This window comes from Rhodoligotrophos sp. CJ14 (genome assembly GCF_038811545.1).
In the GTDB taxonomy this organism is placed as follows: domain Bacteria; phylum Pseudomonadota; class Alphaproteobacteria; order Rhizobiales; family Im1; genus Rhodoligotrophos; species Rhodoligotrophos ferricapiens.
In genome coordinates, this window is record NZ_CP133319.1 from 2947204 (window position 1) to 2973259 (window position 26056).

At 62.6% G+C, this 26056-nt stretch carries 23 protein-coding genes; 4 read left to right on the plus strand and 19 right to left on the minus strand.

What is annotated here, in order from left to right; all coding sequences use genetic code 11:
* Positions 1 to 34: 34 nt before the first annotated feature.
* Complete coding sequence (locus RCF49_RS13670; RefSeq protein WP_342640437.1) at positions 35 to 1534, plus strand: aldehyde dehydrogenase family protein; 1500 nt, start codon at positions 35 to 37, stop codon at positions 1532 to 1534.
* A gap of 34 nt (positions 1535 to 1568) precedes the next feature.
* Here the strand turns inward: RCF49_RS13670 and RCF49_RS13675 are convergent, their stop codons facing one another.
* From RCF49_RS13675 to RCF49_RS13745, 15 genes are all read right to left on the minus strand, one after another.
* On the minus strand, positions 1569 to 3374 hold the full coding sequence (locus tag RCF49_RS13675; RefSeq protein ID WP_342640438.1) for an ABC transporter permease subunit: 1806 nt from the start codon (positions 3372 to 3374) through the stop codon (positions 1569 to 1571).
* A complete protein-coding gene (locus RCF49_RS13680; protein ID WP_342640439.1) occupies positions 3367 to 4476 on the minus strand; it encodes an ABC transporter ATP-binding protein in 1110 nt (369 codons plus the stop codon). The genes RCF49_RS13675 and RCF49_RS13680 overlap by 8 nt, the downstream gene beginning before the upstream one ends.
* A 66-nt stretch (positions 4477 to 4542) precedes the next feature.
* Positions 4543 to 5610, minus strand: a complete 1068-nt coding sequence (locus tag RCF49_RS13685; protein WP_342640440.1) for an ABC transporter substrate-binding protein — start codon at positions 5608 to 5610, stop codon at positions 4543 to 4545.
* 36 nt (positions 5611 to 5646) lie between these two features.
* A complete protein-coding gene (locus RCF49_RS13690) occupies positions 5647 to 6546 on the minus strand; it encodes a succinate--CoA ligase subunit alpha (RefSeq protein WP_342640441.1) in 900 nt (299 codons plus the stop codon).
* 3 nt (positions 6547 to 6549) lie between these two features.
* Positions 6550 to 7659: an ATP-grasp domain-containing protein gene (locus RCF49_RS13695; RefSeq protein WP_342640442.1), complete on the minus strand. Its 1110-nt coding sequence runs from the start codon at positions 7657 to 7659 to the stop codon at positions 6550 to 6552.
* Positions 7656 to 8444, minus strand: a complete 789-nt coding sequence (locus RCF49_RS13700) for an enoyl-CoA hydratase/isomerase family protein (RefSeq protein WP_342640443.1) — start codon at positions 8442 to 8444, stop codon at positions 7656 to 7658. The genes RCF49_RS13695 and RCF49_RS13700 overlap by 4 nt, the downstream gene beginning before the upstream one ends.
* A gap of 21 nt (positions 8445 to 8465) precedes the next feature.
* Positions 8466 to 9248, minus strand: coding sequence for an enoyl-CoA hydratase/isomerase family protein (locus RCF49_RS13705; RefSeq protein ID WP_342640444.1), 783 nt, complete (start codon positions 9246 to 9248; stop codon positions 8466 to 8468).
* Positions 9249 to 9395: 147 nt separating this feature from the next.
* Positions 9396 to 10520, minus strand: coding sequence for an ABC transporter ATP-binding protein (locus tag RCF49_RS13710; RefSeq protein ID WP_342640445.1), 1125 nt, complete (start codon positions 10518 to 10520; stop codon positions 9396 to 9398).
* 1 nt (position 10521) lies between these two features.
* Positions 10522 to 11403 (minus strand): ABC transporter permease, encoded by an 882-nt coding sequence (locus tag RCF49_RS13715; RefSeq protein ID WP_342640446.1) that lies wholly within the window; start codon positions 11401 to 11403, stop codon positions 10522 to 10524.
* A complete protein-coding gene (locus RCF49_RS13720; protein ID WP_342640447.1) occupies positions 11400 to 12209 on the minus strand; it encodes an ABC transporter permease in 810 nt (269 codons plus the stop codon). The genes RCF49_RS13715 and RCF49_RS13720 overlap by 4 nt, the downstream gene beginning before the upstream one ends.
* A 12-nt stretch (positions 12210 to 12221) precedes the next feature.
* Positions 12222 to 13292, minus strand: coding sequence for an ABC transporter substrate-binding protein (locus tag RCF49_RS13725; protein WP_342640448.1), 1071 nt, complete (start codon positions 13290 to 13292; stop codon positions 12222 to 12224).
* Positions 13293 to 13357: 65 nt separating this feature from the next.
* Entirely contained in the window at positions 13358 to 14431 is a 1074-nt protein-coding gene (locus RCF49_RS13730) for an ABC transporter substrate-binding protein (RefSeq protein WP_342640449.1), read from the minus strand.
* Positions 14432 to 14450: 19 nt separating this feature from the next.
* Positions 14451 to 15266: an enoyl-CoA hydratase/isomerase family protein gene (locus RCF49_RS13735; RefSeq protein WP_342640450.1), complete on the minus strand. Its 816-nt coding sequence runs from the start codon at positions 15264 to 15266 to the stop codon at positions 14451 to 14453.
* Positions 15263 to 17431 (minus strand): acetate--CoA ligase family protein, encoded by a 2169-nt coding sequence (locus RCF49_RS13740; protein ID WP_342640451.1) that lies wholly within the window; start codon positions 17429 to 17431, stop codon positions 15263 to 15265. The genes RCF49_RS13735 and RCF49_RS13740 overlap by 4 nt, the downstream gene beginning before the upstream one ends.
* 39 nt (positions 17432 to 17470) lie before the next feature.
* Entirely contained in the window at positions 17471 to 18787 is a 1317-nt protein-coding gene (locus tag RCF49_RS13745) for an NAD(P)/FAD-dependent oxidoreductase (protein WP_342640452.1), read from the minus strand.
* Positions 18788 to 18912: 125 nt separating this feature from the next.
* On the opposite strand from RCF49_RS13745, the gene RCF49_RS13750 reads away from it, so the two are divergent.
* Both RCF49_RS13750 and RCF49_RS13755 read left to right on the plus strand, forming a co-directional pair.
* Positions 18913 to 19749 (plus strand): IclR family transcriptional regulator, encoded by an 837-nt coding sequence (locus RCF49_RS13750; RefSeq protein WP_342640453.1) that lies wholly within the window; start codon positions 18913 to 18915, stop codon positions 19747 to 19749.
* A 165-nt stretch (positions 19750 to 19914) separates the two neighbouring features.
* Entirely contained in the window at positions 19915 to 20643 is a 729-nt protein-coding gene (locus RCF49_RS13755) for a GntR family transcriptional regulator (RefSeq protein WP_342640454.1), read from the plus strand.
* Here the strand turns inward: RCF49_RS13755 and RCF49_RS13760 are convergent.
* The 4 genes from RCF49_RS13760 to tcuA are packed head-to-tail and all read right to left on the minus strand — an operon-like array spanning position 20621 to position 24429.
* Positions 20621 to 21220 carry a cysteine hydrolase family protein gene (locus RCF49_RS13760; RefSeq protein ID WP_342640455.1) on the minus strand — a complete coding sequence of 200 codons (600 nt, stop codon included), beginning with the start codon at positions 21218 to 21220 and terminating at the stop codon, positions 20621 to 20623. The two genes, RCF49_RS13755 and RCF49_RS13760, sit on opposite strands and share 23 nt — an antisense overlap.
* Before the next feature lie 53 nt (positions 21221 to 21273).
* Positions 21274 to 22140, minus strand: a complete 867-nt coding sequence (locus tag RCF49_RS13765; protein WP_342640456.1) for an isocitrate lyase/PEP mutase family protein — start codon at positions 22138 to 22140, stop codon at positions 21274 to 21276.
* A gap of 31 nt (positions 22141 to 22171) precedes the next feature.
* A complete protein-coding gene (locus tag RCF49_RS13770) occupies positions 22172 to 22942 on the minus strand; it encodes an SDR family NAD(P)-dependent oxidoreductase (protein WP_342640457.1) in 771 nt (256 codons plus the stop codon).
* Between the two features lie 2 nt (positions 22943 to 22944).
* Complete coding sequence (gene tcuA / locus RCF49_RS13775) at positions 22945 to 24429, minus strand: FAD-dependent tricarballylate dehydrogenase TcuA (protein WP_342640458.1); 1485 nt, start codon at positions 24427 to 24429, stop codon at positions 22945 to 22947.
* Between the two features lie 216 nt (positions 24430 to 24645).
* On the opposite strand from tcuA, the gene RCF49_RS13780 reads away from it, so the two are divergent.
* Positions 24646 to 26046, plus strand: a complete 1401-nt coding sequence (locus RCF49_RS13780) for an FAD-dependent oxidoreductase (protein ID WP_342640459.1) — start codon at positions 24646 to 24648, stop codon at positions 26044 to 26046.
* Positions 26047 to 26056 lie beyond the last annotated feature (10 nt).

Below are 26056 nucleotides of genomic sequence, written 5' to 3' on the forward strand. Positions count from 1 at the left end.
GAATCGCTGACATGACGCGATAGCGGAGGTCACCATGAATAAACCGTTCGTTCATCCCCGAGTCGGTGAGAAGGCGGCGGCTTTCCTCACCCGCGAGCACAAGCTGCTCATTGGCGGCAAATGGGTGCCTGCGCTTTCCGGCAAGATGTTCGAGACCTACGATCCCGGCACCGGTCGGGCCATCGCGCGGGTGGCGGAAGGGGACGCCGCCGATATCGACCTCGCCGTCAAGGCGGCCCGCGAGGCGTTCGACAGCGGCCCGTGGGGACGCATCACGCCCAGCGAACGCGGCCGGATGATCTGGAGATTGGCCGATCTGCTTGAGCAGAACGTGGATGAATTCGCCGAGCTCGAATCGCTCAACAATGGTAAGCCGCTTGCCACAGCCCGCAATGGCGACGTGCCGCTCAGCGCTGACATGTTCCGCTATATGGCAGGCTGGGCGACCAAGATCACCGGTGAGACGCTCAGCATTTCCACACCCGGCACATTCCATGCCTTCACGGTGCGCGAGCCCGTCGGCGTGGTCGGGCAGATTATTCCATGGAACGCCCCCCTGCTGATGGCGGCATGGAAGGTCGCCCCGGCGCTTGCCACAGGCTGTACCGTGGTGCTGAAGCCCGCCGAGCAGACACCGCTGACAGCGCTGCGCTTCGGTGAGCTGATTCAGGAGGCTGGGATTCCTGACGGGGTTGTGAATATTGTGACCGGCTTTGGTCCGACCGCCGGGGCGGCGATTGCCGCACATCCCGACATTGACAAGGTCGGCTTCACGGGCTCGAGCGAGGTCGGCCGTATCATCGTGAAGGCTGCGGCCGGCAATCTGAAGAAAGTATCGCTCGAGTTGGGCGGCAAATCGCCCGTGATCGTATTCCCCGATGCCGATATGTCGGTTGCGGTGCCTGGCGCGGCTCAGGCGATCTTCGCCAATAGCGGCCAGGTCTGCACGGCGGGCTCGCGCCTTTTCGCGCATAAGAAAGTGTTCGACCGCATCGTTGAAGGCATTGCCGAGCAGGCGGAGAAGATCCGCGTCGGCCATGGCCTCGATGATGGGACCCAGATGGGGCCGGTCATCTCCCAGGTGCAGCTCGAACGGGTCTCGGACTACATCGAGCAGGGTAAGGCGGCCGGTGCCGCGGTGGCAACCGGCGGCAGGCGCGTCGGCAACGAGGGCTATTTCATCGCGCCGACCATCCTGACCGATACCACCCCCGATATGTCGGTTGTGCGCGAGGAGATCTTCGGGCCGGTGCTGTGCGCAATGAGCTTCGATGACGATGATCTCGATCGTATCGCCAAGCAGGCCAATGATTCGATCTATGGGCTCGCCGGCAGCATCTGGACGCGCGATCTCAGCGTGGCTCACAAGATGGCACGGCGCATCCGCGCCGGGCGCATCGGCATTAATATCCATGGTTCGGTAGATGCAGCTCTGCCCACCGGCGGCTTCAAGCAGTCGGGCTGGGGACGCGAGAAGGGTCATGAAGGCCTCAACCTCTATACGGAGGTGAAGTCTGTCGTGATGTCCCTATAGAGCGGCTTCGCGATTCAAAGAAGGCGCAAGCGCCCTAGCGCCGGCTCAGCCCTCGCCGGCGCAGATATTCCGACAGCAGGATCAGGGCGGTCATGAACACGAGAATGCCGGTCGCGACCGCCGCGAGCGCCGGGCTCACCCGCAATAGCGCATCGTCCCACATCTGCTTCGGCAGCGTGGTGACCTGACCGCTGGTGACGAACAGAGCGATGGTCAGTTCGTCGAAAGAGACGATGAACGCGAACATGAAGGCGGCGATCAAGCCGGCGCGGATGAGCGGCAGCGTGATGTAATAGAAGGCGCGCGCCTTGCTGGCCCCCAGCGTATAGGCCGCCTGGTCCAGCCGTTGGTCATAGTTCTTGAGCACCGCGATCACCGTGACCACCACATAGGGCATGGCCAGCACCGTATGGCCGATGATCAGGCCCAATGTCGTGCCCACCAGGCCTATCCGGGCGAAGACATAGAACAGGGCGACCGCAATGATGATATGCGGCATGATGATGGGTGAGATCAGGAAGGCCAGCAGGGCTGTGCTGCCGAACCTGGCTTGGCGCGCGAGATAGAAGGCGGCCGGCACGCCAATGAGCAGGCTTAGCGCCGCCGCACTGGTTGCCACCACCAGCGATCGCCAGGCGGCGCCGATCCATAGCGGGTTCTCGATAACGCTCTCATACCATTTGAGTGAAAAGCCGACTGGCGGCCAGCTGAGGAAGCTTGCTTCCGTGAACGACACGGGCACCACGAACAGCGCCGGCAGGGCCAGGAACAAGATCACCGCCAGGGCCACCGTCCAGAGCAGCGCCCGGCCGGGCCGCCGCGGCCGCCGATCTGCGCGCGGGGGAAACAGGCGGTCGGCCGCTCGGGACAGCCCGTCGGTAGCGGCCGCAAGCGTCAAAATCAAATAGTGGCCGAGGTTGCCGCCAACCCGGCCCAGCAGGCCGCTTCGCGTATTGTTGCCGGTTCGCGCGCTTCCACCGGAGAGGGTTGAGAGCCCGACCAGCCGGTCATAGACATAGAAGATGACCAGGGCGACCACGAGCAGCAGCACCGCGATCGCGCCCGCGAAGCCCCAGTTCAGCATCTCCTTGATCTGAAAGATCACCAGCTGAACGATCACGGTCTGCCGCTCGCTGCCGAGCAGCGCAGGCGTGATGAAGAAGCCCAGGGCGGTGATGAACACCAAGAGCGCACCGGCGGCAACGCCCGGCAGTGACAGCGGGAAATAGATGCGCCAAAAGCCCGACCCCGGACGTGCGCCGAGCGTTGCAGCAGCCCGGGTCAGGTTGCGGTCGATATTCTCCATGACCGACAGCATGGTCAGCACACAAAGCGGCATGAGGGCATGTACCATGCCGATCATCACACCGGTGAAATTATAGATGAAGCTCGGCGGATCGGTGATGCCGAGCAAACCGAGCAGCTGGTTGAGCGCACCGTTGCGACCGAGCAGCACGATCCAGGCGAAGGTGCGCACGAGGAAGCTCGTCCAGAATGGCATGAGCACGAAGATGACGAGCAGGTTGCGCTGGCTGGGCTTGAGCGTGGTGAGCAGATAGGCGACGGGGTACCCGGCTATGACCGAAATGACCGTGGTCCAGGCGGCAAGCTCGAAGGTGATGATGAGCACCCGGACGACAACGGTGGAATCGACGAGGCGGACATAGTGCTCAGGGGTGAGCGCCCCGCTCCGGTCGACGAAGCTGGTGCCGAGCAATAACAGCACGGGATAGACGAAGGCGGCGGCCAGGAACAGCATCGCCGGCAGCAGCGGCCAGATTTTCAACCAACGCCGCGGCCTGATGTTCTGGGCTGTCTGGGTTAGGGCGATCTCAGCCATCGCGCAGCACCACGCAGGCCTCGCGCCGCCAGCTCAATGTCATCTCCGCCCCTTGCCCCGGCTGTGTGCCGTTGCAGTCGGTCAGAACATGGGCGATCACCACCTGGTCGGCCGGGCCGCAGAAGAACCATTTGCTGGTGCTGCCGCTGAGGACCGCCTCGCGGAAGTGGACGCGCAGCATATTGCGGTCGTTCTCTCCCGCGGACAGACGCAGTGCTTCTGGCCGGATCATCAGCCTGACGCTATCGCCGGGTGAGAGCCCCTTATCGGAAAGCGTGCCCTCGGCCCGGCAGCCGCCGTCCAGCTCGACCTCGCCATAGGTGCCGTTGCGACCGATGAGCCGGCCGGGCAGCAGATTCGATTCGCCCAGGAAATCCGCCGTGAACAGGCTGCGCGGCCGGAAGTAGAGTTCGTCGGGCGTGCCGATCTGCTCGATGCGCCCCTCGCGCATGAGGCAGATGCGATCGGACATGACCAGCGCTTCTTCCTGGTCATGGGTCACGTAGAGAACCGACAGCCGGAGCTCGCGATGCAGCCGCTTGATTTCGAGCTGCAGCTGCTCGCGCAGCTTCTTGTCGAGCGCGCCCAGTGGCTCGTCCATCAGCACGATGGAGGGCTCGTAGACAAGCGCGCGCGCCAGCGCCACCCGTTGCTGCTGCCCTCCCGAAAGCTCGCGGGGATACCGATCGCCAAGCTCGGGCAGGCGGATCACCTCCAGCACGCGGTTGACCGCTGTCTTGATCTCCGATGAGGACCGGCGGCGCATCTGGAGGGGGAAAGCGATATTCTCGAAAACCGTGAGATGCGGGAACAGTGCGTAGTTCTGGAACACCATGCCGATATCGCGCATATGCGGCGGCAGGTAGGTCGCCGGCTCGCCATCAATACGGATCTCGCCGTCATCCGGCTTCACAAGTCCGGCAATGGTGAGAAGCAGCGTGGTCTTGCCGGAGCCCGACGGGCCGAGCAGGGTCAGGAACTCGCCTGCCCTTAGATCCACCGCCGGCCCGGCCAGAGCCACGAAGTTGCCGAAGCGCTTGTAAATGTCTTTGACGGCGAGTTTGACTGCTGGGAGATCCTCACCATTGCGTGCTCGGCTCATCACATCCCTCCGCAAGGCGCGTCGGCGGCATGCCGGACAGCAGGCATTTGGGCCCGCGGCTAAGGATCAGGACAAGAGCCATTCATTGAACTTCTGCTCGGCCTCGTCCTTGTGCTTACCCCACCAGTCCTGGTTGGCCAGGATCAGCTTATCTACATGTTCGGGCGCGGTTGGCAGATATTTGGCGCGTTCCGGCGGAATGTAGTCATAGGCCTTCGGGTTGGTCGGGCCATAGGCCAGGGTTTTGGTATATTCCGCCTGCCGCTTGGGGTCGGCGCAGAACGCGATGAACGGCATGCCCAGGGCTGCCTTCGGATTGCCTTTCGGAATAGCCCAGCCCTCGATGGAATAAAGACCCTGGTTCCACCCTATGCCCACGGGCTTGCCGGCATCGATCACCGTCTGGGCGCGGCCGTTCCAGGTGGCGATCATATCCACTTCGCCCGATTCGAGCATCTGACTGGTCTGGGCACCGCCGGTCCACCATACCGCAATATCGGGGCGGATCTTGTCGAGCATGCGGAAGGCGCGGTCATAGTCTATGGGATAAAGCTGCTTGGGATCGACACCATCCGCCAGAAGCGCAATCTCCAGCGTGTCGATCGGGCTGCGGCGCAGGGATCTCCGGCCGGGGAAGCCCTTCACGTCCCAGAAGTCGGCCCAGGACTGCGGCACCTTGTTGCCGAAAGTCGAGCTGTTGAAGCAGATCACAGTGGCATAGACATCAACGCCCATCCAGTCATCCTGCCGGGCTTCCGGCATGATGTCCTTCATGTTCTGGTCGGACCAGTCGAGCTTCTCCAGCATGCCAAGACCGCTGAGCATCACCTGGTCGCCCAGAGTGATGGTCACCACGTCCCAGCTGTAATTCTTGGTTTCCACAATGGCACGGACATGACTGGTCGGCTGGTGCTCGCGGGCAATATTGACGATCTCGACGCCGGTTTGTTCCTGATAAGGGCGGTAGAAAGCTGCGCCATAGCCCTCCTTGAATGGACCGCCGGGATCCGCCACCACCAGGCTCTCGGCCGCCCTTGCCGAACCCCAGGTCATGCCCATGGCGCTCAGCGCGCTAATGCCGGCCGCTCCGGCAAGGAGATCGCGGCGGGTCGTGGAGAACAAAGACTTTGTCATGGGTCCCACCCCTTTCCTGATAACGAATGCTCCTATTCACGCATCGACACGGGGCTTCTCTGTTTTCTCGCCCGAAAGGATCCGGCGCGTCGCGTCCCCGATCTCGAAGAGGCTGTCGACCACCAAGGCACCGGCCGCGCGCAAGGCGCCTTGCTTGCCGGGCACATTCTCGTCCGGCGCCCCCATGAGCGCGCCGGCATGTCCCATGCGTTTTCCCGGTGGGGCATGGCGGCCGGCAATATAGGCGATCACCGGCTTGTTCATTGTCCGGATGAACTTTGCCGCATCGAGCTCCGAGCGGCCGCCGATCTCGCCAATCACGACAATCGCGTCCGTGTCATCATCCTGTTCGAACAGCGCCAGCGCGTCGCGATGGCTCGTGCCGATGACCGGGTCACCGCCGAGGCAGACGACGGTGCTTTGGCCGAGATCGTGGCGGTTGAGATCGGCAATCACCTCATAGGTGAGTGTGCCGCTCTTCGATACGATGCCAATACGCCCCTGGCGCAGTAATGCACCGTTCAGATCCGATAGGTTGGCCTCGCCCGGGCTGATGCAGCCGGCGGCATTGGGGCCGATCAGGCATGCACCTCGCGCCTTGGCACAAGCAGCCATATGCAGGGCATCCAGCATCGGCACGCCCTCCGCATAGCCAACGATCGTCTTGATCCCGGCGTCGATCGCCTCGAGCGCTGCATCGCGCATGTGCGGCGCTGGCACGGAGATGAAGGACGCGGTCGCCCCCACTTCGGCCACGGCCTCGTAGCAGGAGGCATAGACCGGCAGCCCCGCCACCTCACCCCCCGCATTGCGCGGCGACACCCCAGCAACCAGCGGGCTTCCCTCATCAAGGAAGCGGTGCGCCAGGTTGCGGCCCACACCGCCGGTGATGCCTTGAATGATGATGCGCGATTGTCGCCCCACCAGGATCGCCATGGCTCAAGTCCTCCGGCCTGGGGCAAGCGCGGCGATTGCAGGCTCCAGATCTTCGTGGATCTCGAAGCCGAGCGGCTGCAGGCGGGCGCGGCCGATATCGGCGCGGCGGCCCTTGAGGCGCACGACAACGCGCCCCGGCAGCGGTGCTGTCTGATGGGCGCCAGCGAGGCCTTCCGCGAAAATATCGCAAAAGGCGGTCTGCATGAAGGCATTCAGGAAGGTGACCCGCGGTTTCAGAGGCCCAACCGCCGCCAGCACTTGCCGCAGGCCCTCGGCCCCGGACAGGACTGTTCCGCCAAGGTCGATCACCGCCCGCACCCTGAGCCCCGCATCCGCCAGCAGGTCGAGGGTTGCCATCATCAGCCCGGCCCCGCTGACCACGGCAACCGTGTCACCCTCGGGGTCGACCTCCACCCCGACGGCGCCGGCCATTGCGCTGGCGCGCTCGAAGGCGCTGCGGTCGGTCCGCTTCGTGCTGTCCGGCCATTCCGGGTGCCGGAAGCGAGCATTGTCGTCGAGGATGATTTTGGCATCCGCCGCAACCAGCCCGCTGGGGGTTAGGGCAAGCGGATTGATCTCGATGAGCTCGGCATCCAGCGCCAGCGCCGCGTGATAGAGGCTGGCAATCACCTCGCCAAGCGCTGTCTGGTCATCTCCCTCTCCTGAGAGGAACCGGGCGACACAATCGGCATGGAAGCTGCGCAGGCCGAGCAGCGGGTCAATGGGCAAGCGCAGAATGTGGCGCGGGTCCACCTCCTCGATATCCATGCCCCCTTTGGGGGAGGCAATGACGAGGTGGCAGCGGCGATCGCGATCAATGGCGATGGCGAGATAATGCTCGTGAAGGATGTCGAGCTTTTCCTCCACATAGATGGCTTTGGTGCGATGCCCGCCGATCTCCATGTCGAGCAGGGCTTTGGCGGCGCTTTCCGCCTGCTGATGGTCGGCAACAAAGCGGATGCCGCCGGCCTTCCCGCGCTTGCCTGTGGGCACCTGCGCCTTCAGCACGAGCCCGCCTTCGATCACGGGCAGCTCGGGCCACAAGGCGCCGCGCGGCACCTTGATGCCGTGCTGGGCAATCAGCGCCTTGCCTTCGGCCTCGAGCAGGTTCATGCGTGCACGTCTCCGGCTTTGCGCTTTTCGGCGGTGCGAGCAAAGAAGATTTCCATCATCCGTTGCGGCTCGCCGGTGCCATAGGCCTCCTTCTGGATCCGTGCACCGGACTGCAATGCATCCTCAAAGCCCGCAGCGGTGACTTCCGCGAACCGCTTCTTGTTGAGCCGCATGGCGATGGGCGGCTTGGAGGCTAGCAGGCGTGCCACCTCCATGGCCTTGGTCATCACCTGTCCCTGGGGCACGAGGTAATGGATGAGCCCGATGCGGTGACATTCCTCGCCATCCATGATGCGGCCGGTGAGGGTCAGCTCGATGGTACGCGAGATGCCGAGCATCTCCTTCATCAGCCAGGGGCCGAGGGTGCTGGGGATGCCGGAATTGATCTCGGGCTGCCCCATGCGACTGCCCGAATGGCCCACGCGCACGTCGCAGAGCAGCGCCACCTGAAACGCCGATCCGGCGGCGACGCCGTTCAAAGCGGCAATGGTCGGCTTGCTGAGCGAACGCATGGTGCCGTAGAGCTCGCGCCATTCCTCGATCCATTCGGCGGCGCGCTCGCTGCTGAAGGTCTTGGCCTCACCGAGATCCTGCCCCGCGGAGAAGGCGCGGTCGCCGGCGCCGGTCAGGATGATGGCGCGAATTTTGTCATCACGATCCTGCGCCTTCAGGGCGGCCGCCAGCTCCTTGCGCATGGCGCTGTGCCAGGCATTCAGCACCTCCGGGCGGTTCAGTGTGATAATGGCAACCTCGCCGTCCTGCTTGATCTCGATGAATTGGGGCATGGTTCGGGTTTCCTCTTGCGTTCACGCGTCAACCGACTGCCGCCTTTGGCGACGGGCGAGAAAGGCCTGCATGGCTTGCTGCGGCTCGCCGCTGGCCACGGCCTCGCTTTGATAGCGCGCTGATGCCTGCTCGGCGTCGGCAAGGGCTGGGAGCAGAACCTCGCGAAATCGTCCGACGGTCAGCTGCATTGCCAGCGGTGGCTTCTCGGCGAGGAGGCGCGCCATCTCGGCCGCAGCCTCCGGCAAATCGCTTTCATCGACCACCCGATGGAGGAGCCCGATCTCAAGGGCTTCGCCTGCGTTCAGAGTGCGTGCGGTCAGCACCAGCTCCGTGGCGCGGGAGAGACCAAGATGAATCTTGAGCAGATGCTGGCCGACAATGGCCGGCAGGCCGATATCGGCCTCCGCCATGAGGAAACGGGCATTTCTTGATGCGATACGGAGATCACCCAGCAATGCGGTCTCGAGCCCACCTCCCGCAGCAACCCCATTGACCGCCATGATCAGGGGCTTGGTGGCCCGCGCGAACGCCGAGAAATAGCGGACCCATCCCGCCATCCAGACGGGCCCATCGGCTGGTTTCAGCGCGCCGCTTTCATGCAAGTCCTGGCCGGCCGAGAAGGCGTGGGTCCCCGTTCCGGTAAAGGTGAGAACGCGGATCTCCGGGTCGCCATTGGCGCTCTCGATGGCGTCGGCAATGCTTTGGCGCAGCTCGTGATCGAGCGCATTGAGCCGGTGTGGCCGGTTCAGCGTCAGACTGAGAATTGGTCCTCGACGCTCGGACAGGAGAGACGCTTGTTCCACCGCGACCTCCGAATTATTGTATATCAATAGTTATTATTGTGTTAAGCGTACTCTGGAAGTGGGGCGGGTTGTCAAGGACAATCCGCGATTGCTGCTCGTCGTGGGATCGCCCGGTGCTCAGGTCAGGCGGGAGCGTTTGGCCACTGCCTATTCGGCGGCCGTGCGCGGCACAACCGGAACCGTCTCGGCCTCTTGCCCTGAGCCTTCCAGAACGACCACGTCGCCCGCATCGAAGGTTAGCCGCACGGGCATTCCCTTGGCCCAATCAGTGCCTTCGCGCCGGGTCAAATTCTTGGCGATGACCATTGCGCCATTTGCTAGTCTGGCCCGCAGATTGGTGACGCCGCCGAGGAAGATCACCTCGTCGACCGTGCCTTGCAGGATGCTCTCGCGGCCCCCGCTCTCTCCAGCCAAGCGAACATTTTCAGGCCGGATCAGCACCTGTATCCGGGTACCGGGCGATGCTGCGCAGCCACGCACGTCCCCGACCACCGTCTCGCCTGATATCCGCAGCCGGCAGGCTGGCCCGCCGCTCAGCACCTCGGCCTCGAGAATGTTCGATTCACCCAGGAAATCGGCAGAGAAGACCGTCCGAGGCCGGAAATATAGGTCTTCCGGGGTGCCGATCTGCTCGATCTGCCCATTGTTCATGAGGCACACGCGGTCCGACATGACGAGCGCCTCTTCCTGATCGTGGGTGACATAGAGCACGGTCATCCGAAGCGTCTCGTGCAGCCGCTTGATCTCCAGCTGCATCTGATCGCGCAGCTTCTTATCAAGGGCGCCAAGTGGCTCGTCCATGAGGATCAGGTCGGGGTGATAAACCAGCGAGCGGGCAATGGCGATGCGCTGCTGCTGGCCACCGGACAATTCCTTCGGCTTGCGATCGGCAACCTGTGGCAGCTTCACAAGCTCGAGCACCCGCGCAACCTCGCGGTCGATCTCCGCCTTGGTCATCCGCCTGATCTTCAGGGGAAAGGCGATGTTCTCTTTGATGGTCATATGCGGAAACAGGGCATAGTTCTGGAAAACCATGCCGAGTTGGCGCTGGTTGGCGGGCGTGCTGGTGACGTCGCGCCCATGAATCCAAATCCTTCCCGCCGACGGCTGGATGGTGCCGGCGATCAGATTGAGGATCGTGGTCTTGCCCGAGCCGCTGGGGCCGAGCAGCGTGACGAACTCCCCCTGACCTATGACGAGGTCGGTGGGGCGCAAGGCTGTCACCTCGCCGTAGTTTTTCGCAACCCCGCTAAGACGCACCATTTCGTTCATCTCAGCGCTCCCTCTGCATAGACGCGACCAGCAGGCAAATGGCCAGTGAGAGCACCGTCAGCAGGGTCGAAATCGCCGCCAGCACGGGCGAGATCTCCCAATGGATGGTGCTGTACATTTTCACCGGCAAGGTCTGTGTGCGGACGCTGCTCACGAAATAGGAGATCACGACCTCGTCGAATGAGATCAGAAACGCAAACAGACCGGCTGCGACGATCGTCGGCCGCAGCAGCGGCAGCGTGACTTTGCGCAATACGGTGATCCGTCCCGCGCCCATGACTGTCGCCGCGGTCTCCAGGTTGCGATCCACATGGCGCAGGCCCGCAAGCGCCGTCACGATCACGAAGGGCACCGTCACCACGGTATGGCAGATGATCAGCCCGATGGTGGTGCCGGTGATGCGGGCGATGCCAAGATAGAGGTAGAGCGCAAGCGCGACGACAATGGTCGGCACGAAAATGGGGCTCAGCAGGAAGACAGTGACGGCCTTCTTGCCGAGAAACGTATGTCGGGAAAGACCATAGGCCGCGCCGACGCCTAGGATCAGGGAGAGGATAGCGGTCGCAATCGCTACCTGGAGACTTTCGAACGTGGCCGCCATCCAGTTCGATTCGAAGAAATATTGTCGATAGAGGTAAAGCGAGAAGGACCGCGGCGGAAAGATGAGCTCGTCCTTATCGCCGAAGGACATTGGCAGCACGATCAGGCTTGGCAGCAGGAGAAACGCATAAGCCAGCCAAGCCATGGCGCGGACCGGTGCCGAGGGCACGCTGGAGCGTTGTGGCTTTTCCTTCACGCGCGACTTGGCAGCATCTTCTTTACGCGAACCCGCACCCACTTCGCTTGAAAATGCTCTGTCTCCTTTGAGCAGGCTGAAGCTCATGCCGTTTCTCCAAACAGCTGACCGCCGCGCACCCGCGCGAGCAGCAGGGTGAAAATGGCGGTCACAACCAGAAGGCACACCGCGATGGCCGAGGCGGCAGGCCAGTTCAGAGTTTCCCGCACATGGAACTCCACCAGATTGGAGATCATGAGATCACCGCGTCCGCCAAGCAGGGCTGGCGTGATGAACATGCCCATGGACAGGATCATGCAGAGCAGGGTTCCCGCCATCACACCTGGTAGGCTCAAGGGAAAGACGATCGACCAGAAGATGCGCAGCCGGCTTGCGCCCATGATCTCGGCCGCGCGCCGATATTCTGCATTCTGCGTGACCAGGCTCGCGAGCAGGGTGAACACCATGAAGGGCAGCAGGAAATGGGTCATGCCGATGACGACGCCGGCGCGGTTGAAGAGAAGCGGCAAGCCCGCCTGGGCACCCAACACGAGGCGGATGATCTGATTGACCAGGCCGCTTTCACCCAGAAGGATCGTGAAGGCGAAGCTTTTCACGAGAATGCTGGTCCAGAATGGCAGCAGAACCAGGATGGTTAGCATGGCGCGGCGCCGTGGTGGCTGGGCCGCGAGATGGTAGGCTATGGGATAGCCTAGGAGCAGCGTGAAGGCGGTAGACAGAACGCTGATTTCCAGCGTGTTCCAGAGCACGCGCACATAAAGCGGCCGCGACAGCAGCGCGGTGTAATTCGCAAAGGTTGGCGCATCCCCGCCGAAGCTGAGATAGAGCACATAGGCCAGCGGCAACAGGAATGCGCCGATCAGGAGCGCCAGGGCCGGAATGATGAAAGCCATGGCCGGCCTCCCCTAGCTGATCATCCATTCCTTGAAACGTTCATTGACCTCGGTGAAATTATCGGCCCACCACTGGACATCGGTGATCGCCGTTCCCGGCGCGTCGAGATCGGGCTGGTGCGCGCGCACTTCCGGCGTGAGCAATGCGGTCGCTGCCCGTTTCACCGGGCTGTAGCCCATGCGATTACAGAACGCCGCCTGAAGGTCCGGGCGCAGGAAATAATTGGCAAGCGTCATCGCCGCCTTGAGATGCTTCGTACCCTTGGGAACGCAGAGATAGGACGGCGTGACGATATTGTTCTCATAGACATAATCGACCGACACACCCTGCCGCTGTGCGGCCTCCACGCGGCCGCTATAGGTGAAAACGAAATCGATCTCGTTCTGCTGGAGCAGGCTGATGGTCTGGGGCGTTTCTGCAATCCATTTGGCCACATGCGGCTTGATGCGGTCGAGGGAGGCAAAGGCGCGATCCACATCGAGAGGGTAGAGCTCCTTGGCCGGAACGCCATCGGCCATCAGCGCCATTTCCAAATTCTCGTCGGGCCGGCTGCGCAGGCCGCGGCGGCCCGGGAACTTCTCCACATCCCAAAATTCCGGCCATGTGGTTGGGTGTTTGCCCGCAGGATGCCGCTTCGGATCGAAGGCAATGCCGCCGCCATAAGCATACCAGGGTGCTGTGAACTCCAAAGCGGGCAGGTAGAGATCGGACACATCGACGATGGAATAGTCGAGCTTTTCCAATAGGCCTTCGCGGCCGGCCGCCACAGCTTGCGAGCCGATCAGGTTGACCATGTCCCACTCGACATTGCCGGTCTGCACCTGGGCTTTGATCTTGGCGAGGTCAGGACCGCTCGCCGCGATCACCTCGATGCCGGTTTCCTTTTTGAAGGCCGCAACGATGGTGTCCTCCTGCGCCTCCTGGGTCGACCCGCCATAGGAGACCCAAACGATGGTCTCATTGGCGAGCGCGTCCTTCGAGAGAAGGAACGGCGCGGTAACGACACCGGCGCCAACCACGCCAGCCGTCTTGATCACATCACGCCGCGTGGGACCTCGCCTCGCTTTGGATTGGGTCGTCATGGCACTTATCTCCCTCCTGATCTTTCCGATCGTATTTTTTGAAGTTCACGACGTCCGGCGAGCGCTCAGCTGATCATCCACTCCTTGAAGCGCTGGTTGACCTCGACGAAATTGTCGGCCCACCACTCAATGTCGGTTACAGCCGTGCCGGGCGCATCGAGATTCGGCTGCTTGGCGCGCACTTCCGGTGTGAGCAGGTCGGTGGCGGCCCGCTTCACCGGGCTGTAGCCCATGCGATTGCAGAAGCCGGCTTGCAGGTCCGGACGCAGGAAGTAATTCGCGAGCGTCATCGCCGCCTTGAGGTGCTTCGTACCCTTCGGCACGCACAGATAGGACGGCGTGACGATGTTGTTCTCGTAGACGAAATTCACCGACACGCCCTGGCGCTGGGCCGCTTCGACCCGGCCGCTATAGGTGAAGACGAAGTCGATCTCGTTCTGCTGCAAAAGGGTGATGGTCTGCGGCGTCTCCGGAATCCACTTCGCCACATGCGGTTTAATACGGTCGAGCGAGGCGAAGGCCCGGTCCACATCCAGGGGATAGAGCTCCTTGGCGGGCACGCCGTCGGCCATCAAAGCCATTTCCAAATTCTCATCGGGCCGGCTGCGCAGGCCGCGGCGCCCCGGAAAGCGCTCGGCATCCCAAAATTCCGGCCAATTGGTCGGGAATTTGCCGGCGGCATGACGCTGAGGATCATAGGCAATCCCGCCGCCATAGGCATACCAGGGCGCAGTGAACTCGAGGACCGGCATATACATGTCGCTCGCATCGATGATGGAATAGTCGAGCTTCTCCAGAAGGCCCTCGCGCCCTGCCGCCACAGCCTGCGAGCCGATCAGGGTCACCAGGTCCCATTCCACATTGCCGGTCTGGACCTGGGCCTTGATCTTGGCGAGATCCGGCCCGCTGGCATTCACCACATTGATGCCCGTCTCCTTCATGAAGGCGGCGACGATGATGTCCTCTTCCGCCTCCTGGGTTGAGCCACCATAGGAGACATAGACGATGGTTTCCTGTGCCCATGCCTCTCGACCTCTGAGGACATAGGGCGCGGCCACCACGCCTGCGCCGAGGATGCCGGCGGTCTTGGCGAAATCTCGCCGGGTAAGCCCCTCACCCCTTTTCGAACGGGTCGTCATGGCTAGTCCCTCCAGATGCTCACGCGGCGTCAAACCGCGCGTCGCGCCACTCCAATGCGGCCTTCAAGCCCTGCTCTTTGCGGATACGGTTGAATTCGGCGCGCTCTGGGCCGCCAGTGGCCTCGATCAACACGTCAGTGTCGAGGGCGGCGAGCAGCGCCTGGCGCATGCCCATCATCTCAAAGCCGCGATGCATGGCCCGCCTGGTCAACTGCACGGATAGAGGGGCTGCCGCAGCCATATCGCGGGCCAGCGCAACCGCCTTTTCCAGCTCCTGCCCTTGCGGCACGACATGGTTGACGATGCCCATCTGCATGGCGCGCTCGGCATCGATCTGGTCATTGCCGGTCAGCAGCAGTTCTGCCGCGAATTTCGGGGTGGTCATCCAGGGAAGCAGCAAGGCCACGATGCCCGACCCGAAGCGCACCTCCGGCTCACCGAAACGGGTGCCTTGCGCGGCCACCGTCATATCGCAGGCCAGGGCCAGCTCGAACGCGCCGGCAAGGCAGAAACCATGCACTGCCGCGATCGATGGTTTCGGCGCATCCCAGAACTGCATGATGAAATCGAAGCTCTGCTGCAGGCGCTGCCGCCATTCCTCGTTCCCTTGCGTGTCCGCCTGCGCCGACTCCTTGAGATCGAAACCGGCCGAGAATGCACGCCCCTCACCGTGAAGTACCACCACCGCCACCCGCGGATTTTCCATATGCTGAGTGAGCGCTTCCCGCATTTCCTGCTTCATCTGCTTGTTGATGGCGTTCAGCACCTGCGGGCGGTTCAGCTTGATGAAGCCGATATTGCCGTCCGTCCGCGTCTCGATCGTCTCGAAGCTCATGCAACTGCCCTTTCAGCTTGGGATCCTTGCGAGGGGATGAACAGCGCATCGACAGCAACAGCGCCATCCGGCCCCGCCTTGATGGGGTTAAGGTCGATCTCGGAGAACAGCGCGCCATAGCTTGCGCAAAAGGTGGAGAACCGCGCGATCAGCTCACAGAGGGCTGCGAGATCGGCGGGCGGGCTGCCGCGAAAGCCGGTGAGCAGCGGATATCCCTTCAGCCGTTCGAGAAATTGTCGTGCGCCATCGGGCGTGACCGGCGGGAGAAAGGTGACGGCATCGCTGAGCAATTCGGTCAGGATGCCTCCGAGGCCAAGGGTAACAGCCGGGCCGAATTGCGGATCATAGGTCATGCCCAGAATGAGCTCTGTTCCACCCGCGATCTGCTTTTGAATTTCGACCAGAGGCCCGCAGCGCTGCCTGATCTGGTCGTAGGCTTCCGCCGCTGCACTGCTGCTCGCGATGTTGAGGAGGACCCCGCCATGCTCGGTCTTGTGCAGGATCGCAGGGTTCGCCGTCTTCATGACCACCGGAAAGCCCAAGTCTTCGGCAGCGGCCACAGCATTCTCGCGGGTCTCCACGAACCGGCTCGCCGCACGGGGCAGGTGGCAGCGATCCATGAGCTGGGCGGCGGTCCTGGCGGAAAGAGCACCCGGCCCGTCAGCGGCGATGAGTGCTGAAATCTCCTCGCGGGAGGGCAGATCCGCCGTCGGCTTTGCGACGCCGCGGGTCGCCGGATCCTTGCGCTGATGCCACGTGATCAGATGGGTCATGGCCGAAAGCGCGCTCGCCGTGCCAAGCAGCACCGGGATGCCCTTCGCGCGCAGATCCGCGGCGTGCTTGTGGCTCATCGCGCTTTCCACATGCCCGAACAGGAGCGCGGGCTTGGCGGTTGCGGCCGCGGCCTCGCTGATCGCGCGGGCGGCTTCGTCCGCATAGGCGCGGCCGGCAACCAGATTGGTGGCCAGCGCGACGATCCCGACCTCGGGATCATCGGCCAGCACCCGCAGGCAATCCTCGAGCAGGGTGCGGCCATCGCCATAGGAATCGACCGGGTTGAGAGGGCTCATGCCGGGATCGAGCACCTGTGCCAACCGCTGCTCGGTCTCAGGCCTTACCTTGGCGAAAGGCGCGCCGACATCGGAGGCGATGTCCACGATCAGCTCCCGTTCCCCGCCGGAATCCGTCACGATGCCGATGCCCGCAGCGGAGGGCCTGCGGGGGGTGCTGAACAGTTCCAGCGTGTTAACGAACTCATCGACCGTGCGGACGCGGACGATATTGTGGCGTTCTAAGACCGCGCCATAGACCGCATCCGAGCCGCTGAGCGCTCCGCTATGGGCGAGGGCGAATTGGCGTCCCTGTTCGGAGCGACCGAGCTTCAACGCGATGATGGGGATGCCGCGGACATCGGCCCGCTCTGCCGCCGCGATGAAGCCTTCCGGATCGCGCACGGTCTCCATGATGCAGCCGATGACGCGGGTCTCTGGCTGATCGAGGAGGAATTCCAGGTAATCGGCCATGGTGGTGGCGATCTCTTGGCCCGCGGAGATCGCGTAATTGAACACGAGCTGGCGCTGATTGCCGACAAGGCCGGACCAGGTGGAGCCGCTATGGGAGATGAGGCCGATCGTGCCCGGATGATCCGGAATGGGCGGGGGATTACCGGAGATCTTCAGGCCGTCGACAATATTGACGAAGCCCATGCAGTTATTGCCGCAGACGGCCATGCCGGCCGTACGAGCGATGGCTGACAGGCGCTGGGTTGAGGACATCTCGCCAGGCGGGGCATAGCCGCGGCCGAACAGAGCAGCGGCGGGAATCCCGATTTCGGCCGCCTCTTCCAGGAGAGAGGGTGCCTGCTGATCTGCCACGGCGAAGGCAGCGAGGTCTGGCACCTCAGGCAAAGCATCGAGGCTCGGATAGCAGGTCAGCCCGTCCAGTTGCTCATAACGCGGATTGACCGGATAGACTGTGCCGGCATAGCGACCGCTGCGAATGGCTGAGAGCAGGCGCTTGCCGAAGGAGCCGTCGCGATCGGAGGCGCCGATCACCGCGATCGACCGGGGACGGAGAAGATGGCGCAGGCGTGCCACTCTCCCGGCCGGGGACGAGGCGGCTCCCTTCTCTTGCTGGTCGTCTGTCATCGCCGGTCGGTCGTGCATTTTAGCTCCCAGTCCTTGCGAGTTGTCTGGCGGCTACGCTCACATCGTCGCGGGTTCCGTACGGTGGCTGGCCGCGGCTGCAGCGGGATAGGCGGGCTGTTTCCGGCTCGGGAAGCGATCCGGCCGGAAGGGTGAGATATCGATATGCGGTTCCTGACCGGTGAGGATGGCAGCGACCAGGCGCGCGGTGGTGGCGCTCGCGGTCAAGCCGGTGTGGCCGTGACCGAAAGCGAAGCAGACGCGCGGCTCCAAATGGGAGCGGCCGATCACCGGCAGGGTGTCAGGAAGGCTCGGCCGCGGTCCCATCCAGCGGGTCGGCTCAGCCGTGTTGAGATGATTGAACAGGCGTGGCGCTGCCCGCTCGATCGCCTCGGCCCGGGCAGGCGTTGCCGGCCTGTCCACCGCGCTGAATTCAGCGGTTCCAGCGATCCGCAAGCCCTGCTCCATGCTGGTGCCCACCATCTTGCGTTCGGCGAACATCACCGCATGGTTGAGTGTAAGGCCGGGATTGGCGAAACTCACGTGGTAGCCGCGCTCGGCGGCCAGCGGAAATTCATGGCCGAGCGTGCGGCCCAGCACAGCCGACCAGGCCCCTGCGGCAACAACCGCCTGATCTACCTCAACCGGGCCCTGCTCGGTGAAGAGCACGACACCCTCCGCGGTGGGTTGGATCGAACGCACCTCGCCGCGCAGAACTCTGCCCTGTCTTGCCATGAAGGCCGCAGCCAGGCTCTTCACCAATCTGCCAGGATTTCGAGCAATGGCATGCCCGCCGACGCGGATGCCGCGAACGAAGATCGGCGCGAGGGCTGGTTCTGCCTCGCGCAGCTCGTCCGCATTCAGCGCCTCGAATTCGATGCCGAGGGCGCGGCGCATGAGCCATCCCGCGCGGTCATCACGGTAGCCGGCTTCCGTTTCATACGCATAGAGATAGAGCGCGCGCTGCAGCACGTCCTCGCAAGCGGCTTCTCGCGCTTGGGCAAAGTGATCCTCCACCGCATCGCGGTGCAATGCCCGCAAGGCGCGTGAGGTGTTCTCCACATGGGCAGGCGTTGTGAACCCGACGGCCCTTGCCATCCAGCGGGTGGTCTGCGGCAGGTGACGCCAGTCGATTGCCAGTGGGCCGTCCTTTGATATGAGCCATTTCGGTGCCTTACGAATGGCACCGGGCATGATCAATGGCAGGCACGAGCTTGTTGCGATCACCCCAGCGTTGCCGTAGGAGCACGCTTCGCCGGGATCCAGCCGGTCGATAAGGGTGACCTGCATGCCGAGCCGCTGCAATGCGAATGCACATGAGACGCCGACAATCCCCGCTCCCACCACGGCGACCTTTTGCCCAGCAGCAGCCAACATTTGCGCATTGCTGAAAATGGCCCTCACCCCTTATTGATATGTAATAATTCTTATCAACTACGATCAGGCCGGATGTGGCGCCTGTCAAGTGCAAAACTGGAGCCGAACGACGTGAGGAAGATGTGATGGCCGCTGGGAAGAACCAGACCAAACGAACCGCTCAAACTTCAGCGCCCCAGGTGTCCGTCGCCGAACCAGATCCCAGGCTGTTTGTCTCAGGCGTCGAGAAGGGCCTGCGGGTGCTGCGCGCCTTCTATAATGCGCCAAACCCGCTGAGCCTCACCGAAATCAACAAAGTGACCGGGCTTGGCGTCAGCGCCTGCCAGCGCTTCCTCTACACTTTGAAGACGCTCGGCTATATCCGCCAGGATGCGGCAACCAAGCGCTATTCGCTTTCAGCCAAGGTGCTCGACTTTGGATATGCTTATTTGCGCAACGATTACCTCGTCGAGCAATCTTTCCCTTATCTGCTCGATGCGCATAAGCGCACCAATGAAACCTTCAATCTCACCGAACTCGACGGAACCGACGTCATCTATGTCTCACGCTTTCCAAGCCGCAATGTGATCAGCGTCGGGCTCGTTCTCGGATCACGGCTTCCGGCCTTTTGCACAGCGCCAGGGCGCGCCATGCTCGCCTTCATGCCACGCGAGCGGGCGCTGTCCATTATCGAGGGCGCTCCACGCGAAGCGCGCACACCCCATACGGTAACGGATCTCGACGCAATTCTCGCCGATCTCGAGCTCACCCGCCAACGGGGCTATGCCTTCAGTGATCAACAGGCCTTCGTTGGCGATATCTCCATTGCAGCTCCGGTGCGCGATCATAGGGGAGAGGTGGTCGCTGCGGTGAATGTCGCACTGCCCACGCCGAGATGGTCGATGGACCAGGCGCGCGAGGCTTTTGCACCCGTGGTGATGGAAACCGCCCGGGCCATTTCCAAGGTGCTCGGCGGACTATAGCGGGTCGGCACCAAACAAAGTCACAGTTTTCTGGGATCCGTCGCTCATCCACATCACTCGCGAGAATGGAGCGGCCCGCGCGCCTGTCGACAGTAAACTTCCTGGATGATGCGCCTCTCATTTCTGTCTACAATGAGAGTCCAATCGATCTCGTTTGATAGGCTTATGTCGGTAGAAACTGGTCCTGCGAAGCTTAGCGATCCGGTGCGCGCGCAATCGCTCGTCGAAGCCATCGTTGAGCGTCTCGAAGCTGCGATCGTGAGTGGGGAATTGTCGCCTGATACCCGTATCAGCGAACAGGGCTTGGCGCGGCAAATGGGGGTCAGTCGCGGCCCCTTGCGGGAGGCGATGCGCCGGTTGGAAGGGCGCAAGCTGATCGAGAGGACGCCAAACAAGGGCGCGCGCGTGACCGCCCTGTCGCCTGCCGACCTGGAAGCGCTATTGGTGGTGCGGGAGGCACTCGAGGGCATGGCTTGCCGATTGGCTGCTGAGCACATGTCCGATGCCGAGATTGCCGCACTTGAGGGCTTGCTCGAGAAGCACGGAGCCTTGGAGGACGTGAAGACTGGCACCGGCTACTATCAGGAATCGCCGGACTTCGACTTCCATTTCCGGATCATCAAAGCATCACGGAACGAGCGCCTGATCAGTATCCTGTGTGGTGACCTCTATCATCTCCTGCGCGTCTATCGGTACAAGTCCAGTCGGACGCGCGGTCGCGCCGGGCAGGCTTTAAAGGAGCATAAGAGGATTGTGGGCGCCCTTGCTGCCCGAGATCCGGACGCGGCGGAAGCTGCCATGCGCGAGCATCTGCGCAATGCCCGTACCTATGCCGCCGCCGGTCCGAATACGCAAGCCGCAGAGCCGAAGGCTAGGCGGCGACGGAGCCGATAAACTCCTTGGAAGATGAAATCGTCGCAAAAAGCGGCAGTGTGTTTTCGATCGCGAATCGGTGCCACTCCGGATTGGGTGCGGCGCAAATGTCCTCGAGCACGGTCATCGCAAAACCTGCATCATCGCCGGCTCGAGCGGTGCTTTCGACGACCAGGTTCGTCACGACACCGCCAATGGCAAGCCGCGTCTTGCCGTGACGCATCAGCCAGGTCATGAGCCCGGTGTTGAAGAACGGGTTCACGCATTGCTTGGTGAAAATCAATTCACCTGGCTGGGGTGCAATCGCCTCCGGGAACTCGGTCGCCCAGGTGCCCAGCACGCAAGCACCGTGCTCCTTCATCTTCTTCACCCGGGGCGCGACCGATAACGCATCAGCGTAATCAGCTCGGAAGCCAACCCGTATATAAGCGACCGTGATGCCCCTATCGCGAGCGGCCCCGATAACCGCCTGAGCCTTCTCGATCACTCCGCGATCCTGTACAACCTTGGCGAGGCCTCCGCCGCCCACCTTACCCTTGGGATCAACCATTTCGTTCTGCAGATCGAGAATGAGAAGCGCGGTTTGCTCGGCTGTCATGGAGTCGTCCTTGTCCGTTCCGTGATTGTAAGAGAATTGTCGACCGTGCCTGGTCAGGTCAGGCTCAGATACTTCGCCTCCATGGCCGACCAACGGGACGTTCCGACGGCTTCCTCGCGTTCCGTGAAGGTGGCAAGCCGCGAGTCGATGCGCCGTGTATCGCCATCTGACTTGAGGATGGCCAGGACCTCCTTCGCGGCGGCGATGGCGGCTCTGTGCGTCTGTGATGGATAGATGCCGAGCCGGAAACCCATTGCCTCCAGTTCCGGTGCCGGGATCCCTGGCGTCTTGCCGCCCTCGAAAATATTCGCAACGGGCGGCGCCTTCACTTCGCGGGCGACCTGTGCCAGCTCCTCGCGTGATTGAGGGGCTTCCACGAAGCCGAGATCGGCGCCAGCCTCGATATAAAGGTTAACGCGGTCGATCGCCGACTGCAGACCCTCGACGGCGCGGGCGTCGCTGCGCGCGATGATCAGGAGATCGGGATCGCGGCGCGTATCGACAGCAGCCTTGATCTTGCCGACCATCTCTTCCCGACTGACCACCAGCTTACCTTCGTAATGGCCGCATTTCTTCGGCGCCACCTGGTCCTCAAGGTGAAAGGCGGCAACCCCCGATTTCTCAAACTCGCGGACGGTGCGCACGACGTTGATGGCATTGCCATAGCCGGTGTCGGCGTCTGCGATCACCGGGATCTCTACGGCCTCCACCGTGAGGTTCAACCAGCGCACGACCTCGGTCAGCGTGATGAGGCCCATATCCGGATAACCATTCGACCGTGCATAGCCACCGCCGGTGAGATAGACGGCGTCAAAACCGGCCAGCTGCACCAGTCGCGCGGTCAAGGTGTCATAGGCCCCTGGCGCTATTGTGTATTTGTTGCTCTGGAGCAGCTGCTTGAGCTTGGCTCGCGGCGTCATGGTCTTCTCTCCTTCTTTCGGGGTATCGGCGTCAGTCGCCCCACATGCCGCCATTCACATCGAGGATTTCGCCAGTGATGAAGCTTGCCTCTTCCGCGGCCAGAAACGCGATGGCGCGCGCGACATCGGCCCCGGTTCCCATGCGGCCGACGGGGATCATTTGCTTCAAACGGTCGGGCAAAGCGGCGGTCATGGCCGAAGCCACCGGGCCCGGGGCTACGGCGTTGACGGTGATCCCGTCCGCGGCCAGCTCCCGGGCGAGATAGATGGTAAGCGCATGCACACCCGCCTTGGAGATACCATAGGCAATATTGCCCGAGCGCTCTTGCTCCGTGCGGTCCATCCAGGGCCGCGCATTACCACCATTCTTGCCCAGCAATGAGCCGATGTTGATGATGCGCCCATAGCCTTGCCGCCGCATGGCAGGAATGACAGCCTGGCAACACAGGAATGTTCCCTTGAGATTGATGTCAATGACCCGGTCCCATTCCGCTTCTGCCAGTTGAGCAGCGGCGCCATGGGAGGTGATGCCGGCGACGTTGACCAGGATGTCGATCCGGCCGAATTCAGCCTCAACGCGAGACGCGAGCGTGCGGATCGAGGCGGAATCGGTTACGTCGGCTTCAATCTCAATCACCTGGCCGGCGTGAGTGGCGGCAAGAGCGGCCGCCTCGCTTGAGCCCGTCTGGTCGGCGAGGCAGACCCGGGCGCCACCGTCCAGCAGCGTTCTCGCGGTCGCCGATCCGATCGTACCAGATGCGCCTGTGATGATGGCGGTGCGGCCACTGAACTCCATGGTCATGATCAGCCGTTCACCACGGCCTCGCGACCGGCCGCGGCCAAATTGCTGCGTGCGGCATCGAGACCCGCCAGGCGCCCGAACACGGCCCCCTTCAAGACTGAGGTCGCCCCAGTATAGGTCTTATAATAGATGCCGACCACCTCGCCACCGGCATAGAGCCCTGGGATTGGATCGCCGTTACAATTCACCACCTGGGCGCGGCCATTGACTTTGAGGCCGCCGAAGGTGAACACATTGGCCGAAATGATGGGATAGGCGATGAAGGGTCCCGTATCGATCGGACGCGCCCAGTTCGATTTCGGCGGCTCCAAGCCTTCCGTCGCCAGTCCGTCGACCTCCAGCGGTTTGAATGTGCCCGGGCGGCAAGCCGCATTATAGGATGCGACCGTTGCCTCCAACCGATGGGCTGGCACACCGATCTTCCCGGCCAGCTCGGCGAGTGTGGCACCTTCTATGGGCGGCTGATCGGTCCGTATGGCGAGCTGCTTGTTGGGCACGTCATTGAGCTTGGCATCCAGGATCACATAGGCGATGCCATCGCTCTGTTCGTAAATGTGCCGGGTTACCGTCTCGTAGGTCGCGTCGACGGTGCCTACCGCCTCATCGACGAAGCGGTCGCCCTGCTTGTTCACCAATATCCCGTAGGGGAATATGAAGATGGCAGGCTCCGCCACGCCTGAGCGGGGGTCGATCGGCTCTGCATGATAGCTCGCGAAGTCACCGCAACTCGCAGCTCCCACCTTCAGGGCCATGCGAATGCCTTCGCCCTTGTTATAGTAGCCGCCCCGGGCCACCGGCCTCAGATTAAGCGCGCGCGGTCCCATATAGTCGGCCAGCATTTCCGGATTGCCCTCGAAGCCACCACAGGCAAGCACCACCGATTTTGCCCGGAAGGTCATCCGCTTGTGCTTCGGCCCCAGCGCGACGAGCCCTGTCACCACGCCTTCATCACTCTGTTCGAGATCGATTGCGGTTGTTTCATAGAAGAAGGTCACGCCCATCTTCTCCGCAGCGGCGGCGAGGGCTTCCACCATGGCCAAGCCGCCACCGCGCGGCAGCATCCGCGTCGTGCACGTTGTCAGAAAGGGAGTGGGTAGGAAATCGAAACTAAGGCCGAAACTCTTCAGCCATTTGATGGTCGGACCCGCCGCCTCCGAGAAGGCACCCACCAGCTCGGGATCAACGAAGCTCAGCGACCGCGCCAGCCGCGGCCAATTCTCGTAATCGGCGGCCATCTCGCCGATCAGCGAGGGATCAAGATAACCGCCCGAATTGGCGGCGAAATGCGATTCGAAATCGTCGGCGACCTCGTCCTCGCTCTTCATACGAAGCATGGCCTCCGTGTAGCGCGTATTGCCGCCGCGCTCTTCCTTCACCGAGCGTTCCAACACGGCCACCGTCGCACCGTTCTGGCGCGCGGCAACCGCTGCGGAGAGTCCGGCGATCCCGCACCCAGCAACCACGACATCGAAGCTCGTATTGACCATGCTCCCGTCCTCCCCTCGCGATCTCGCTCGTCTTACGCCTTTTGTGCAATCTGTAGACAGTTTACAGCAAGCTTGTCAATCGGGCCTCGCGGGAATGGAGCATTATCGGCAGGCAGGAAAAGACACTCCCTCGCGTGATTAGCCAGCCTGGCAACTGTAGACACTCTAGGGGGCATGTGTAATCCTGACCTGAGGGGCGGCTATCTGGGATTGCGAATGACGGAACGGATCGGTTCATCGGCGAGCTTTGATGTGGTTGTGGTCGGGGCAGGTCTCGCGGGCTTTTGCGCCGCGCTAAGTGCCACCGAGGCCGGCGCTCGCGTGTTGCTCATTGAGAAGCAGGGAAAGGCTGGCGGCAGTACCGTGTTGAGCGGCGGGTTTTTTGCCTTTGCCGACACTCCCGAACAGGCCGCGCAAGGGGTATCCGACAGTGCCGAGCTGCTGCTCGATGATCTGAGATCCGTCGCCGGCGGCGAAGCAGACGAAGCTCTGATTGCTGCCTATTCACGTGGCCAGAACCAGCTCTATCGATGGCTCGTTCGCTTGGGCACCAGCTTTGCCGATCTCGAGCTGAGCGCGGGCCAGTCCGTGCCGCGCAGCCACCGAACCGATCCCGATGCCCTCATCGGACGCCTCTCGCATCGTTTCATCGAAGCTGGCGGAACGGTTCTCTATGATACCCGCGCCATCCGCATTCTGCGGCCTCGACCAGAGGGGCCGGTGACTGGCCTCGTGGTCGCATCAGGAGAAGGCGAGCAGGCGATCGAAGCCTCTGCCGTCGTGCTCACCACCGGCGGCTTCGTCTGGTCGGATGACCTTCTTGGCAATTTCGCGCCCCACCAGAAAGCTGCGCTGCGTGTCGGCGGGCTGGGCAATACGGGCGATGGCCTGCGCATGGCCTGGCAGCTCGGTGCGGGCTTCCGGGACATGGGCCAGATCAAGGGCACGTTCGGCGCCCATCCCGAGACGCGTCCGGAGAAACATGAGATCATGCTTGCCTTCTATCTCGGCGCCATCATGGTCAATCGCCAGGGGCGCCGCTTCATCGATGAATCGGTCTCCTACAAACTGCTCGGCGATGCTTGCCTCGCGCAGATGCCTGACCGCATGGCATTCCAGGTACTCGACCACACGATTTTCGAGAATTCGCCACCCGGCGTTCCGCTGTTCGACCCTCGACCCGCCCTCGATCGCGGACTGCTGATCCGAGCCGATACGCTCGAGGCTCTCGCCGAGAAATGCGGCATCGATGCCGCGGCGCTGAAAGAGACGATCGCCCTATACAATGCGGATGTCGAGAAAGGCCGCGACTCCGCATTTGGGCGTGATGGCCTCTGCAACCATGCCGGCGCGCTCATTCCCATCGCCAAACCACCCTTTTACGCCTATCCCTCGACGACCGTCCTGCTGGCAACCTATTGCGGCCTGACGATCGATCCCCACGCTCGGGTCATCGACATTGCCGGACGCCCCATTGAGGGCCTCTATGCAGCGGGTGAAATCGCCGGCGGTTTCCATGGTGTGGCCTATATGACCGGCTCGTCCCTTGGAAAATCTGCCTTCTTCGGACGTGTCGCGGGGCAATCTGCGGCGGCCCTGGCGCGCGTTGTCTCTTGAGCCAAGAGAG

Excerpts from the sequence above, each read along its gene's own strand:
- RCF49_RS13670 (WP_342640437.1), top strand. The coding sequence starts at position 35 with ATGAATAAACCGTTCGTTCATCCCCGAGTCGGTGAGAAGGCGGCGGCT.
- RCF49_RS13750 (WP_342640453.1), top strand. The coding sequence starts at position 18,913 with ATGGCCGCTGGGAAGAACCAGACCAAACGAACCGCTCAAACTTCAGCG.
- RCF49_RS13740 (WP_342640451.1), bottom strand. The coding sequence starts at position 17,431 with ATGCACGACCGACCGGCGATGACAGACGACCAGCAAGAGAAGGGAGCC.
- RCF49_RS13730 (WP_342640449.1), bottom strand. The coding sequence starts at position 14,431 with ATGACGACCCGTTCGAAAAGGGGTGAGGGGCTTACCCGGCGAGATTTC.
- RCF49_RS13745 (WP_342640452.1), bottom strand. The coding sequence starts at position 18,787 with ATGTTGGCTGCTGCTGGGCAAAAGGTCGCCGTGGTGGGAGCGGGGATT.
- RCF49_RS13725 (WP_342640448.1), bottom strand. The coding sequence starts at position 13,292 with ATGACGACCCAATCCAAAGCGAGGCGAGGTCCCACGCGGCGTGATGTG.
- RCF49_RS13715 (WP_342640446.1), bottom strand. The coding sequence starts at position 11,403 with ATGAGCTTCAGCCTGCTCAAAGGAGACAGAGCATTTTCAAGCGAAGTG.
- RCF49_RS13685 (WP_342640440.1), bottom strand. The coding sequence starts at position 5,610 with ATGACAAAGTCTTTGTTCTCCACGACCCGCCGCGATCTCCTTGCCGGA.
- RCF49_RS13755 (WP_342640454.1), top strand. The coding sequence starts at position 19,915 with ATGTCGGTAGAAACTGGTCCTGCGAAGCTTAGCGATCCGGTGCGCGCG.
- RCF49_RS13675 (WP_342640438.1), bottom strand. The coding sequence starts at position 3,374 with ATGGCTGAGATCGCCCTAACCCAGACAGCCCAGAACATCAGGCCGCGG.
- RCF49_RS13690 (WP_342640441.1), bottom strand. The coding sequence starts at position 6,546 with ATGGCGATCCTGGTGGGGCGACAATCGCGCATCATCATTCAAGGCATC.
- RCF49_RS13695 (WP_342640442.1), bottom strand. The coding sequence starts at position 7,659 with ATGAACCTGCTCGAGGCCGAAGGCAAGGCGCTGATTGCCCAGCACGGC.
- RCF49_RS13735 (WP_342640450.1), bottom strand. The coding sequence starts at position 15,266 with ATGAGCTTCGAGACGATCGAGACGCGGACGGACGGCAATATCGGCTTC.
- RCF49_RS13710 (WP_342640445.1), bottom strand. The coding sequence starts at position 10,520 with ATGAACGAAATGGTGCGTCTTAGCGGGGTTGCGAAAAACTACGGCGAG.
- RCF49_RS13700 (WP_342640443.1), bottom strand. The coding sequence starts at position 8,444 with ATGCCCCAATTCATCGAGATCAAGCAGGACGGCGAGGTTGCCATTATC.
- RCF49_RS13770 (WP_342640457.1), bottom strand. The coding sequence starts at position 22,942 with ATGACCATGGAGTTCAGTGGCCGCACCGCCATCATCACAGGCGCATCT.
- RCF49_RS13720 (WP_342640447.1), bottom strand. The coding sequence starts at position 12,209 with ATGGCTTTCATCATTCCGGCCCTGGCGCTCCTGATCGGCGCATTCCTG.
- RCF49_RS13780 (WP_342640459.1), top strand. The coding sequence starts at position 24,646 with ATGACGGAACGGATCGGTTCATCGGCGAGCTTTGATGTGGTTGTGGTC.
- RCF49_RS13765 (WP_342640456.1), bottom strand. The coding sequence starts at position 22,140 with ATGACGCCGCGAGCCAAGCTCAAGCAGCTGCTCCAGAGCAACAAATAC.
- RCF49_RS13680 (WP_342640439.1), bottom strand. The coding sequence starts at position 4,476 with ATGAGCCGAGCACGCAATGGTGAGGATCTCCCAGCAGTCAAACTCGCC.
- RCF49_RS13760 (WP_342640455.1), bottom strand. The coding sequence starts at position 21,220 with ATGACAGCCGAGCAAACCGCGCTTCTCATTCTCGATCTGCAGAACGAA.
- tcuA (WP_342640458.1), bottom strand. The coding sequence starts at position 24,429 with ATGGTCAATACGAGCTTCGATGTCGTGGTTGCTGGGTGCGGGATCGCC.